Genomic DNA, 11,940 nt, shown 5'->3' on the forward strand with positions numbered 1-11,940 from the left:
GGACGTGTCGGAACAGTGTGGAAAGGGTATAATGGAATCAGAATGAAGCGAGGGAGCGAACAATGGATCAACTTCTGGATTTCGCGGGAAAAGCGACGATCGTCTATTTCGGAATCTTTTTTATTTTTTATCTCAGCGATAAACGCCGGATTTTCAACGGCGTGCTGCTGACGTTCGGCCTGTTTTTAATTCTGGGCGATTTAACGATCCTGGCGCTGAATACGCAGAATTCTTTCTGGCTGTTAGCGGGAATCGGGATCTTCCTGTTCGCTTTGTTCCTCTTCCCGATCGGTTCGCTGATTCTGGGCGCGGTTTTGTTGATGCGTTCGCCGCAGCTATGGGCAAAGGAAGGTGTCAGCGTTCAGCACAGCCTGTCGCTGATCTTCGGTCTGGCATTTCTGCTGGGCTGGTTCGTTATCCCCATGGGGCTCTCGCACTCCCAATCGCTGCCCTGGATTCTCAACCTGGCGTTTTTAGCCGGCGCGGTCCTGTATTTATATCTGATCTTCACCTTTGTTTGTTATCTGGTTTCCAGCTGGCTGTTTAAGCTGAACCGGCCGCGGCTCAATCAGGATTTTCTGATCATCCTCGGCTGCAAAGTCACCGAACAGGGTCTGACGCCTTTGTTAAAGCAACGCTGCGACCGGGCGTTAGCGTTCTATCGGCGGCAGGAAGCTAAAAAAACCCGGTTTTTTCCAGGAAGAAAGAAAGAACTGATCCTGATTCCCTCCGGCGGTCAGGGACCGGACGAGCCGCGGGCGGAAGCGGAAGTGATGAAGGACTATTTGTTGGAACAGGGCGTCCCGGAGGTACGGATCCGGGTGGAAAATCAATCGGTCAACACCTATGAAAATATGGTTTTCTCCAAAAAAATCATGGATTCGATGAAAAAGAACTATAAGTGTCTGTTTTGCACGAGCGATTATCACGTCTTCCGCGCGGGATTGTTATCCCGCAAGGCCGGAATCCGCCGCTGCAGCGGAATCGGTTCGCGCACCGTCGCTTATTTCTCCTATAACGCGTTTATCCGGGAATACGTCGCAGCGATGGTGATGCATAAGAAATTTCATCTAATCGTTGCGGTTATCTTATGTCTGCCCTGGATCTTCTCGGCCCTGGTGCTGCTCGCGGCCCTGATCCTCCGGCTGCTTTAAGATCAAATTCGCAAAAAAAAGACCGGTTCTCCCTGTTCGGAAAGCCAGTCTTTTTCATTTTATTCGCCAGCGGCCGCTATTCAACCGCTTCGCTCGCTAACAACTTGTCCAGCTTCCGCTTGATCGGCAGCGTGATCAGCAACGTTGCCACCTCCGCAAAGGTAATCGTCAGCCACACGCCCAGCTCGCCCAAGAATTTAGGGAATACCGCCAGTCCCAGCAGGATAAAGATCAAGCCCCGCATCAGCGCGATCATCGTCGTCACTTTAATGCTTTCCACCGACTGGAAATAATACATCAGAACGGTATTCACCGCCGTAAATACAAACGAAATAAAGTAAATCCGCGCCGCCCAGACACCGTGGCCGATCAAACCGGCATCCGAGGAACTGATGAAGAAACCGATGATTGGCTGTGGAAAAATCAAAATCAACAGATAACAGCCCAGCGAGAAAATCAACGCACAGACTAACGCCGTTCTCAGTGTGGCCTGTACGCGCTTGATCTTCCGCGCGCCATAGTTAACCGAAAGCATCGGCTGAGCCGCCTGGGAAATCCCGTTAAAAATGCCTTTTCCGACATAGGCGATATTCGAGATGATCGCAAATACCGCGACAGCGTCCTGGCCGCTGACGTCCAGCAGTACGATATTGAAGAAAATTACGACGCAGCCTAAGCTCAATTCCAGAATGAACGTGCCGACGCCGTTTTTAAAGATCCGCTGCAGTAATGAGAAATCCCAGAAATGCTTTGTAAACTTGAATGTATTTTTCTTTAACAGGTAATGGAAAATCCAGATGCTCATGGCGACGCAAGGCCCCAGCGCCGTGGCGGCCGCCGCGCCGAACAGTCCCCATTGGAAGACGGAGACAAACAGCCAGTCAAAGAGTATATTGGTTGCGTTGCCGCACACCGCCGCTACCATGACCAGCTTCGGATTGTAATCCGCGCGGATGATCACCTGCATTGTACAGTTGAGAATATAGATCAGCGCGACGCAATGCAGCGGTTGTAAATAATCCTTCACCCCCTGCATCAGCTGCGGACTAGCGCCGAGCATCCGCGCGAAGGCATCCGGGAAAAGCAAACCGTAGGCGCTCATCACAATGCCGATCAGCGCGCTGCACAAAACGGTCAGCGTAAACACCTTGTCAACCTGTTCCTTTTTGCCTTTGCCGATCAGCACGGAAATCGTCACCGCGCCGCCGACGCCCAGCATCAGACCTAATGAAGAATAAATCGTATAGACCGGCATCGCGATGTTAAACGCCGCCAAGCCCTGCGCGCCGATGCACAAACCGACGAACATGACGTCGACGATGCAGTACACTGAATTGGTCAGCATCCCCACGATCGTCGGAATCAGATAGGAAACATACGTCTTTTTAATATCCCCCGATAATAATGTTGCTTCTTTCTCCATAACCTTCTCCTTATCCCGAAAACAGAATTCAGTGTAGCATATCATTCTGGAAAAGTCACCCGTTTCCGGTAAGAATTTCCTGCGTTTGTAAAGGTTAGATGAATAAAGATTTCAATAAATACAGGCCGGGGTCAAGGCGCTTACTTGAATTTAGGCAGAGATGAAAAGAACAGGCAGAATAAAGCACGAAATCAAGCCTTATCCTGCCGGCTTCCATCTGGAACTCTCATTTCTATCCGAAAGCGGACAACGGGTTAAAAGCAGGAAAACCGCTGTGAAGACCAGCGCTTTTTCAGCAGCTTATAACTCATTTTTTCTATGGAATGGGAATCAGCCCCTGATCACTTAACCATTGTTGCCCCACCGCGCTCAGCAGCCAGTCGGTAATTCCGGCAATCGTTGCGTCCGAGGCGGTGTTGCTTGCCAGCAGCACGGGTAATTTCAAAGGATATTTCCCGTTTCCAATTGTTTTCTCATTCGGGGCGATGCCTTCGATCCGGAGCATTTTGATTTCCGGCTGCGGATGAACCTGCGTAATCATGATCAGGCTGGAAAATCCCAGCGCCCCTTCCTTGGGACTGAACGCAGCCGGAGCTTGGCGAACGACGCCCGCGCGTTCATAAACCCATTCCAGCGTTGGATTGACAACCGGAACGCCCTGCATGACATGACGTTCAAACGCCGTCTGTAAGCCGCTGTTCTCATCCTGAACGTAAATCTCAATCGGCTGGTCCTGCCCGCCGACCTGCTTCCAGTTCGTAATTTTCCCCGCATAGATATCGCGAACCTGGTCCAGACTCAGCGAATCCACGAGATTTTCGCTGCCGGTGATCATCACCAGTGCGTCATAGCCAATCGTCTGCGCCTGCCACAGCGTATCGTAATCCTGTAATTCCCGGCGCATCGCGGCCGACGGTTCATAGGCCAGAATCATCCGCGGCTGGGGATTGATAACCTGAATCAGGCTGCGCCAGGCCGCCTGCGTACTGCCGCTGGCTTCTTCTGGCAGCCAATTGGGGTCCGGGCTCAGTTCCCGGTGTAAATCGTTAAGCAAAAGCTGCAGCGGCCAGGAAGCGTCAGCCTGCGGGAAATCTTCCACCCGATAGAGGTTTTCCGGTTTCGGCTTTGTCTGACAGCCGCTCAAAAGCAGCCCGGCAATCAATAAAATCCGGCTTATTCGCCGCATTCGGCATCCCTCCTTAATCATCCCAGCCGAGGCTATAAATCGAACGTTTCACAATCCATTCGCCCTGCCCGTTGATCAACCCGGCAAATTCCCCCTGAAGCAGCGCAAAGCGGTCCTGCCCGCGGCTGTAAATCCGGGTTGCGCCGGAAAAGATCACATTGCCCTTCAAATCCAGGATATCGGTCAGCTCCGCGGCATGATCCCGACGCACCGCAAGCAGGTAGTCCATCGGTTCAATCAGATAATCCTGCAGCGTAGCGACAGACAGCGTTTCATACGCTTCCGCCGGAATCACGATCCGCAGCTCTTCGTCCAGCAGGCCGGTGCGGATCTGCCCCTTTTCATTATAAGCTTCATAAAAATACAAACCCTCCCGGTCGCAATACAAGCTGGTGAGCCCTGGAATCGTTTGACGCTTTAAAACCTGGCCCTCACGGCTGATCAACATGGCTGTTTCATTCTCCGCCGCCAGAAACTGCCCGGCGCGATCTTTGGAGGACTGCGGCTGAGCGCTGATCAGAACCTCAGCCTCAAATAATGTCCTGTTGTTCCGATCCCGCAGACACATCGTTTCCTCCCCGGTCTTTTCATCCTCAAGATAAACAAGCAGCCGTTCGCCGTCAAAATAAGTAAATTCCAGTTCGGGGTCGATCTCGTAAACCGGCTCCAGCGTTTCCACGCTGACGATCGCGGTCCGATTTTTCTGATAGATGATAAAATAGGAGCCATGCAGCCCTTTATATACGGTATTGATGCGCGGCGCGCTGTACAGCGGATTCAGATGAATATCCAGCAGAGTATCCGTCCGGCGCGCTTCATTGTCCAGAAAGCTGACGGAGCTGGCGACAATCCGGCCCTGCGCGGCTTCCGGATCATAATAAGTCTGCGCGGCCGGGAAACCGGAAATCACCTGTCCGTTTGCGTCCACAACGCCTAACAAGCGGCGGTCTTTATCCAACGCGATCAGGGATTCCTCATCCACCGCTTTCAGCTGAAAAACGCCGGCCTGGATCACGGTCTGCGTCCGTCCGTCAATCAGTGCGGTCTGGTAGTCTTCCGGCAGATCCATCATGGAATCAAATTCGTCAGCGTAATCCCGGCGGATCACCAGATCCCCCATGCCGCCCTCATAGATCACATCGTCCCACTCCGCCAGACACTGATCGTTCAGCGAGAACAGCGCCGACTGGTTGGTATAAACAGGTTGTCCGTATTCATCCGTTTTCCCGCTCAGAAAACGGCGTGTTTTTACTTTGTACTGCGGCTTGCGGGTCAGCTGGTCATAAATCAGGGCGGACTGAGCTTCCGCACCGATCGTCTTCCCCGTTCGGTCTACCAGCCATTGCTTTCCCGGCGTCAGCTCGATCGGATAAACGCGCAGCTGTTCCGTCAGACTTAAATTTTCTTCCCCGGAAAGATCCGGATGTTCTGCGGCGAATTCGGATTTTGAAGAATCCTGGGTTTCGGAGGGTGCAGCAGCACAGCCGCTGACCAAAAATAAAGCCGCCAAGAGAAAGCATTGCAGCTGTTTCCAATCATGCGCCATTGCCATCCCTTCTTTCTTATTGAACCTTTTTTTGACGGTGGAAAAACCGGCGCAGAAGGCTGATATTTATCTATTTCCACAGAACGGACAGCCATTTCTCTTCAATAAGAAATCGCTGAAAACAGTTCCTTGCGGATAAAACCAGTTCTCTGGTTCACTTTTATTTTACCATTATCCGAACAATCTGACTCTTACACTTTTATTACGGTCCTGTTGCTGGAAATAATCAATAACCAGTCTCCCTTTGCTTGCGTTTAGAAACGGGCTTCCGCTTCCCGCCTTTTACCGCTCGAGAATATCGTTGATCGAAAAGAAGACCGCTTCAGCGTGCGGAAGAAGTTTTTGCCCATTTCAAAACATAATTTTGAAAATGCCGGACCGCCGGACTTAAATAATGATGCCGTAAATAAATCAGATGGATATACCGGTAGTTTTTCGGATGATCCAGCTTGACGATATGCACAGTCGGCAGCTGAACAGCCGGCGACAACGACACTACCGCTACGCCCAGTTCCATGGCGACCAGCGAGGCGATCATACTCTCCTCCGTCGCTTCTTCAGCCACATTGGGTTTTAATCCGGCTTCGTCAAAGAGATCGAGCACAATCTTCCGCATTCCGGTATTGCGGGTATGCAGGATCAGCGGCTGCGCCGCTATCTGCTCTAACGACAAGGATGAAACAGCCTGCCAGCGCGGCGTTTTCGGCGTCAGCACGACCAGCTCCTGACGGAACACCGGATCCGATCCAAACCGCACGGAATCCTGCGGCTCAGAGCCCAGCGCCAGATCCAGCGTGCCTTCCTCCAGCTGTTCCAGCAACGTGACCGTCGTTCCTTCATAACACGCAAAACGCGTCTGCGAACCGGTGGTCTTGCGGTAATCCGCAAGCAGCTGCGGCATCATCCGGGCCTGCAGGGAAGACACAAATCCGATGTCGATCCGCTGATCCAGCTCAGTCTGCATCCGCTGTAACGCTGAGCGCCCTTCCTCCAGACTTTCGAGCGCTTTCTCAACATAGTCGAGGTAAAGCTTTCCCTGGCGGGTCAGCACGACATTGCGGCCTTGCTTCTCAAACAGATCGACGCCTAATTCCTGTTCCAGATTGGCAATCGCTTTGGACAGACTGGGCTGGGCGATATTTAATTTTTCACTAGCCCGGGTAACATGCTGGAGCTGGGCCAGCGAAGCGAAATAAATCAGCTGATTCAGATTCATGACAACTTCCTCTTTTTCTTTATTATACTTAAATTCATAGCTTCAGGCTATGAATATTTTCTGTTTTGTTTCTTTATTCACAAAATCGTTATGCTTACAATAAAAAGGCAAATCAGGAGGAAAGAAAAGCAATGAAAAAGAATTGGACAATCAAGACCGGCAAAGCGCTGGCCGCCTGTCTGCTCGCTTTCTCGTTAGCGGCGTGTTCCGGAACGCCGAAAAACGAAGAACCGGCAGCCGGACAGTACAAAGCAGGAACCTACACCGCTTCCGCGCAGGGCAATAACGGTCCGGTGGAACTGGAAGTCACCTTCACCGCCGATGCGATTACCAGCGTCGTCGTCAAAAGCCAACAGGAAACCGAAGCGATCGCTTCCGCGCCGCTGACCTCGATTCCGCAGGCAATCGTCGACGGACAGACCTTAGCGGTTGACGTCGTATCCGGCGCCACCCATACCAGCGAAGCGATTTTAGCCGCGGCGGAAGACTGCGTCGCGCAGGCCGGAGGCGATGTGGAAGCGTTGAAGACGGCTGGAAACAAAACAGCGGCAGAAAAGGAAGCTAAAACCTTGGATACCGATCTGGTCGTCGTCGGAGGCGGAGCCGCGGGCATGGCTGCGACAATCCGGGCTGAGGAATTAGGCTTAAACGTTGTCTTGGTGGAAAAGATGTCGTTTATGGGCGGCGCGATTTCCATCAGCGGCGGCAATCAGGTCGTGATGGGCAGCGACCTGCAGAAACAGGCCGGCGTCAGCGATGATTCAGTCGAAAGCATGGTCGAGGATTTCATGGCCAACGGCGCGAACCTGAACGTTCCGGAACTGATCCAGCTGTACGCGGAGAATGTCGGCGCAACGACCGACTGGCTGCACGACAGCGCCAAGCTGAACTTTGATCTGGACGGCGGACTGCACAAGCTGGCGGAATATTCGCACGACCGCGAATTAGCGTACGAAGGCGGCGGCGCGGGCGCCGCGAAAGTGCTGCGGGAAGACGTGGAAGCCAGCGGCGCGGAAGTCTTGTTGAATACGCGCGCCAGCGAGCTGATCACCGACGAGACCGGCGCGGTCGTCGGAGTCCAGGCAGCAGATGAAAAAACAGAGTATACGATTAACGCCAAAGCTGTGTTGTTAGCGACCGGCGGTTATGGCAATAACAAGGATCTGTTAAACGAGGAGATGAAAAGCGCGCTCTATTACGGACCGGCATCCTCTACGGGCGACGGCATCGTGATGGCCACGGCGGAAAACGTTAAGGCGGCAACCCGCTTGATGGAATACGGCAAGCGCTATCCGAACGGCATCGAAGTCTCCGAGGGCATCGCGAAATCCACGATCGCCGGCAACATCGCGGCCTTCAGCGAAAGCGCAATTCTGATCAACAAGGAAGGTCAGCGCGTCGTCAATGAAAAAGCGTCGAACCGGACAATCTTGGAAACAGAATTGAAGCAGACGGACGGCCTGTTATATCTGTTGATGGACGCCTCCACCTTTGATATCTTCAAGGGCAAGCTGGCTACCGGCGGAATCTCCGAAGGCGATATCAACAACTGGCTGGACAATAACGGCAAAACGACGCCGGTCTTCGCGCATGCGGATTCTTTGGCGGAACTGGCCGGGATCGTCGGCATGGACGCGGAAACACTGGAAAATACCGTCAAGACGTACAACACCTTCGTGCAGAACGGCAAAGATGAAGAATTCGGACGCGCTGCCGAGTATCTGACAAAAGAGATCGGCGAAGGCCCGTATTATTTAGTCGAACAGAAGCCGCGCTTTGCGACAACCATGGGCGGTCTGGTTGTGACGACGAACCTGGAAGTGAAGAATACTTCCGACACAGTTATTCCAGGTCTGTACGCAGCGGGGGAAACCGTCGGCGGCGTCATGGGCGACGATTCCCCATCCGGCGCCAACAACGGCTGGGCGCTGACCTCCGGCAAGCTGGCCGCGGAAGCGATCGCCGAAGCTTTGAAATAACAAATTAATAACGAGGAGGCTGCAACAGACAGCCTCCTTCTTTCTATAACGATTTCAGCACCCATTCTAAAAATCCGCTCCCCCTTTCTTTCCTCATAGCAGCACTGTTAACAGTTCGAAGTTCGCTTCCTTGCGATAACTGCCTGCGGATGAACTTTCACCAATCCGATCAGGGACATACCGATACATTCAAAAAAGGAGCTGTAACGCTTTTGCCTTTTGCGTTACAGCCCCTTTTTCTATCGCATTTTTTAGTGTCGTAACATAATCAGGGTTATAGATTATAAAAATCAGAATATCTATAACACTTCCTGCACTCGTCAAACTTGCCCTTCCTCAAGCTGCACCTTGATACCGTGGGGATGAAAACTGCTATTCGTCAGCAGCCTCGCCACCACGCCCTCTGTCAGTTTGCCAGTACGCTGGTCGGCCTTCAGCACAATTTTTACTTTGGCACCGACTTTGATATCGGCTCTATTCTGTCCGTTCATTTATTTTTCATCCTTTATGATTTCCCAATGACCTTTTGTGTCAGAACCAACACGCCGGATAATATTTTTACCTTTGAGCGATTTAAGACGTTCTGAAATTGTTTTCCGGCTCAATGATAATTTTTCAGCTAATTCTTTGGTGGTGTAATTGGGATTTTCAAAGAGTAAATATAAGACCTCAGACTCTTTCTCTGTCACCCTCTCTGTCACCCTCTCTGTCACCTTGTTTTCAGAGCGGATAGTCCGGTCTGACGGAGCTGTGAACTTCACCATGATATCCCCTGGATTAACACTATATTCCGGCTGCGGAACACCGTCCTCACGACAAGCAGTGCAGATTTTTTCGATGCCACGGCCCCAGCTTTCTATAAAGCCGGCAAGATAAAACACATGAGCGATATTCGGGTTGAACGGTGCCGAGGCGTGTTTTGACAGCAGCTTTTCAACGGTCCAATTCTCCGGGAGTTGTCCACAGTTTGCGATGTATAATTTATCGTCATAAATACTGATTTGGATCGGGATGCCTGAAGCATAATTTTTGTGGCACAGCGCGTTCAAAAGTGCTTCGCGCAGGGCGGCGTCCGGGACAAAATAACGCTCAATTCTCTGCATCCCCTCATAGGTTATTTTGGCCTTCATATACTTCAAATACGCTACTTCAATGATTCGGTCAATCTGATCCAGCAGAGAGCCGTGTATTTCATCCTGATAAAGCAGATCGGCGTCCGTTTCAAAAAATCCGATTTTGGCATAAGCGCCCTGGAGCCACTGTTGGGGATCTTTGCTGAATAAGAGCATGGCTGCGTTTGTCAGATAACCATTGTTTGTCAGGCGCAGTTTTTCCATCAGAATATCTTTGGGTTCATCCAAAACACTCTTGTCAATTCGCCCTTTTTTGACAGCCCACTTCTTGAATCGTTCAACAACTTCATCGTCCACATCGTCCATTGTAAAATGTGGCAAAGGGAGATTATCCCAGGTAGCTCCTCTTCGGCGCAGAATAAAACTCTCCAACTCCGGACCTGTCAGCTTCTGATTGGTGCTGCCGCTGCGGTAATAGTAGATACCCTTGCAGGAAATGGCAATCGGATAGGGCGGCACTTCAATCTCAAGATACTCCTGGCCGTCTTTCTGTAAAAGATTGATATTCACAATCAACCCCATCGCATCACGAATTTTATTCGGAAGATCTTCCAGCAGCTTTCGACTGTTAGGAAGCCCCACAGGGTTGCCCTCATCATCAACACCCACATAGAGCTTGCCGCCCTGTGCATTAGCAAAACCGCAGATCCACGCTAAGTATTCGTCTTTCCAGATTGCTTTCCACTCTATATTTTGCTTTTCAGCCATTTTGTATCACCTCGCTATTGGATTTTTGCTTAATATACTTACCGCTTTTGACTCTGGCATCCAACGGCTTTTCAGCGCTTTCTGGTATGCCCCAGCTGGCGCCGACGCGCTGTGCGCCAGCAATCCTGCCCTCACTGCACAACAGGGCAATACGGCGGGATGATATTCCCCATTTCTGTGAGATTTCTTTTGTTGAAAGCAGTTTTTCCATAAGGCCGTAACCTCTCAGTTCCAAGGCTCCAAAAATCATTGTGCTTCAATGATGTCCTTATAAACTATTATATTCATTTCTCGGAACAATATCAATGGGCGAAACTATTCTCTCATCTATATAAACAATATCTACTTGCCTGTTTTTCGCTTTCAAAAATTTTGTCGTTCTTCTATCCGCTCAGGTCGTAAATAAGCAGTGAAACTATCCCAAAAAGCATAGAGGACTTTTGAAATAACCCAAAACAAAGGATGTGGACATTTTGGTATGGAAAATGCTGGGGTTTAGGGATATGCCGAAAAGCATACTTTTTGGCATATCGAAGGGAGAGGGTTATATAGCTTATTATGGCTATCACAGGGTCAGCACCAAAAATCAGCATGAAGATTGAGGCGTTACGGAAATCGAGACATTCTGCCAACAAAAGAATATCACCTTGAGCAGCAACATCTTTTGCAATAAGCAAACATGGAATTAGTATCCAGGAGCAGTCAATGTCTGGATTCAGAATTGGAATTACGTAGCTCAGTTATTCAGTTATGGGAGTGCAGTAAGGAAAGTAATGTACACAACCAACGCAATTGAATCTGTCAATTCCAGTTTTCGCAAAGTGACGAAGAAAGGTTCGTTTCCGAATGAGGCGGCAGTGATAAAGGTGCTTTATCTGCGGATAACCGAACTATACAAAAAATGGTCAAAGCGACCCATATCAAACTGGGCAATGGTGCGGAATCAGCTGGCCATGGATGATAAGACACGGACGCGAATTTTGAAGTATGAAAACTACTAAAGAGCCGCAGCACTAAAAGCAAAATTCTGACCAGCTAGTGGGAAGCACTGCCACGACAACAACGCATTGACTGTGGCAGTGAGTAATTCTCTTTCGCTTCTTTACCAATCAATATAAAATGACGGCCTGCATGACCCGCAATAAAAAAACTTATACAGTTTACTTGACAAACCCAAAAATTTGAAATTTTACTGATCACTTGCCATTTGTTCTCTTTCCTACCCCATCATTTTATGCTTTGTGCACTTTTTACATTAAAAAAGCTGTAACGCTTTTGCCCTTTGCGTTACAGCCCCTTTCCTTTTCATTCTGCTTTTTCTTCACGCCGCGCTTTCCGCATGCCTTGAAGAATGGTTGAGCGGGCCTGGCGGGCCTGTTCCATCGTCGCCTGCGGAATTCCTTCCAACGGGTAGTCCAGCCCCAGCTGCTCATACTTGACCTTGCCCATCGTGTGATAAGGCAGAACGTCGACCGCTTTGACATTGTGCAGCGTGCCTAAAAACTCACCCAGCGCGAATAACTGCTCAGGCGGGTTCAGGGACGCGTTGACATAGACGTGCCGGATCCAGACCGGAACCTGCTTCGCATTCAAAT

9 protein-coding genes and 2 pseudogenes are annotated in these 11,940 nt (G+C 50.6%); 3 read left to right on the forward strand and 8 right to left on the reverse strand.

Going from position 1 to position 11,940, the window contains the following annotated elements; translation table 11 throughout:
- Window positions 1-62 precede the first annotated feature (62 nt).
- Window positions 63-1,154 carry a YdcF family protein gene (locus HOLDEFILI_RS16740; protein ID WP_006061075.1) on the forward strand — a complete coding sequence of 364 codons (1,092 nt, stop codon included), beginning with the start codon at window positions 63-65 and terminating at the stop codon, window positions 1,152-1,154.
- Between the two features lie 76 nt (window positions 1,155-1,230).
- Here HOLDEFILI_RS16740 and HOLDEFILI_RS16745 read toward each other — a convergent pair whose 3' ends face one another.
- The 4 genes from HOLDEFILI_RS16745 to HOLDEFILI_RS16760 all read right to left on the reverse strand — a co-directional run bounded on the left by HOLDEFILI_RS16745 (window position 1,231) and on the right by HOLDEFILI_RS16760 (window position 6,525).
- A complete protein-coding gene (locus HOLDEFILI_RS16745) occupies window positions 1,231-2,577 on the reverse strand; it encodes an MATE family efflux transporter (RefSeq protein WP_039865360.1) in 1,347 nt (448 codons plus the stop codon).
- Window positions 2,578-2,893: 316 nt separating this feature from the next.
- On the reverse strand, window positions 2,894-3,763 hold the full coding sequence (locus HOLDEFILI_RS16750) for a substrate-binding domain-containing protein (RefSeq protein ID WP_039865361.1): 870 nt from the start codon (window positions 3,761-3,763) through the stop codon (window positions 2,894-2,896).
- A gap of 13 nt (window positions 3,764-3,776) precedes the next feature.
- Window positions 3,777-5,309 (reverse strand): hypothetical protein, encoded by a 1,533-nt coding sequence (locus HOLDEFILI_RS16755; protein ID WP_039865364.1) that lies wholly within the window; start codon window positions 5,307-5,309, stop codon window positions 3,777-3,779.
- Between the two features lie 322 nt (window positions 5,310-5,631).
- Entirely contained in the window at window positions 5,632-6,525 is an 894-nt protein-coding gene (locus HOLDEFILI_RS16760) for a LysR family transcriptional regulator (RefSeq protein ID WP_006061081.1), read from the reverse strand.
- A 131-nt stretch (window positions 6,526-6,656) separates the two neighbouring features.
- Here HOLDEFILI_RS16760 and HOLDEFILI_RS16765 point away from each other — a divergent pair, with 131 nt between their 5' ends.
- Window positions 6,657-8,504: an FAD-dependent oxidoreductase gene (locus HOLDEFILI_RS16765; protein WP_039865366.1), complete on the forward strand. Its 1,848-nt coding sequence runs from the start codon at window positions 6,657-6,659 to the stop codon at window positions 8,502-8,504.
- A 320-nt stretch (window positions 8,505-8,824) separates the two neighbouring features.
- Here HOLDEFILI_RS16765 and HOLDEFILI_RS19020 read toward each other — a convergent pair whose 3' ends face one another.
- The 3 genes from HOLDEFILI_RS19020 to HOLDEFILI_RS16775 are packed head-to-tail and all read right to left on the reverse strand — an operon-like array spanning window position 8,825 to window position 10,556.
- Window positions 8,825-8,995: a YwbE family protein gene (locus tag HOLDEFILI_RS19020; protein WP_006061084.1), complete on the reverse strand. Its 171-nt coding sequence runs from the start codon at window positions 8,993-8,995 to the stop codon at window positions 8,825-8,827.
- Complete coding sequence (locus HOLDEFILI_RS16770; protein WP_006061085.1) at window positions 8,996-10,345, reverse strand: ATP-binding protein; 1,350 nt, start codon at window positions 10,343-10,345, stop codon at window positions 8,996-8,998.
- Window positions 10,338-10,556, reverse strand: a complete 219-nt coding sequence (locus HOLDEFILI_RS16775) for a hypothetical protein (protein ID WP_039865486.1) — start codon at window positions 10,554-10,556, stop codon at window positions 10,338-10,340. The genes HOLDEFILI_RS16770 and HOLDEFILI_RS16775 overlap by 8 nt, the downstream gene beginning before the upstream one ends.
- 478 nt (window positions 10,557-11,034) lie before the next feature.
- On the opposite strand from HOLDEFILI_RS16775, the pseudogene HOLDEFILI_RS16785 reads away from it, so the two are divergent.
- Window positions 11,035-11,346, forward strand: a pseudogene (locus tag HOLDEFILI_RS16785) (transposase); the annotation flags it as partial.
- A 304-nt stretch (window positions 11,347-11,650) separates the two neighbouring features.
- On the opposite strand, the pseudogene HOLDEFILI_RS16790 reads toward HOLDEFILI_RS16785, so the two are convergent.
- A pseudogene (locus HOLDEFILI_RS16790) lies at window positions 11,651-11,940 on the reverse strand (hypothetical protein); the annotation flags it as partial.

The organism is Holdemania filiformis DSM 12042 (assembly GCF_000157995.1).
Taxonomy (GTDB): domain Bacteria; phylum Bacillota_I; class Bacilli_A; order Erysipelotrichales; family Erysipelotrichaceae; genus Holdemania; species Holdemania filiformis.

Bases quoted from the DNA above. Each gene is read 5' to 3' on its own strand.
- HOLDEFILI_RS16740 (WP_006061075.1), top strand. From the start codon at position 63: ATGGATCAACTTCTGGATTTCGCGGGAAAAGCGACGATCGTCTATTTC.
- HOLDEFILI_RS16745 (WP_039865360.1), bottom strand. From the start codon at position 2,577: ATGGAGAAAGAAGCAACATTATTATCGGGGGATATTAAAAAGACGTAT.
- HOLDEFILI_RS16750 (WP_039865361.1), bottom strand. From the start codon at position 3,763: ATGCGGCGAATAAGCCGGATTTTATTGATTGCCGGGCTGCTTTTGAGC.
- HOLDEFILI_RS16755 (WP_039865364.1), bottom strand. From the start codon at position 5,309: ATGGCGCATGATTGGAAACAGCTGCAATGCTTTCTCTTGGCGGCTTTA.
- HOLDEFILI_RS16760 (WP_006061081.1), bottom strand. From the start codon at position 6,525: ATGAATCTGAATCAGCTGATTTATTTCGCTTCGCTGGCCCAGCTCCAG.
- HOLDEFILI_RS16765 (WP_039865366.1), top strand. From the start codon at position 6,657: ATGAAAAAGAATTGGACAATCAAGACCGGCAAAGCGCTGGCCGCCTGT.
- HOLDEFILI_RS19020 (WP_006061084.1), bottom strand. From the start codon at position 8,995: ATGAACGGACAGAATAGAGCCGATATCAAAGTCGGTGCCAAAGTAAAA.
- HOLDEFILI_RS16770 (WP_006061085.1), bottom strand. From the start codon at position 10,345: ATGGCTGAAAAGCAAAATATAGAGTGGAAAGCAATCTGGAAAGACGAA.
- HOLDEFILI_RS16775 (WP_039865486.1), bottom strand. From the start codon at position 10,556: ATGGAAAAACTGCTTTCAACAAAAGAAATCTCACAGAAATGGGGAATA.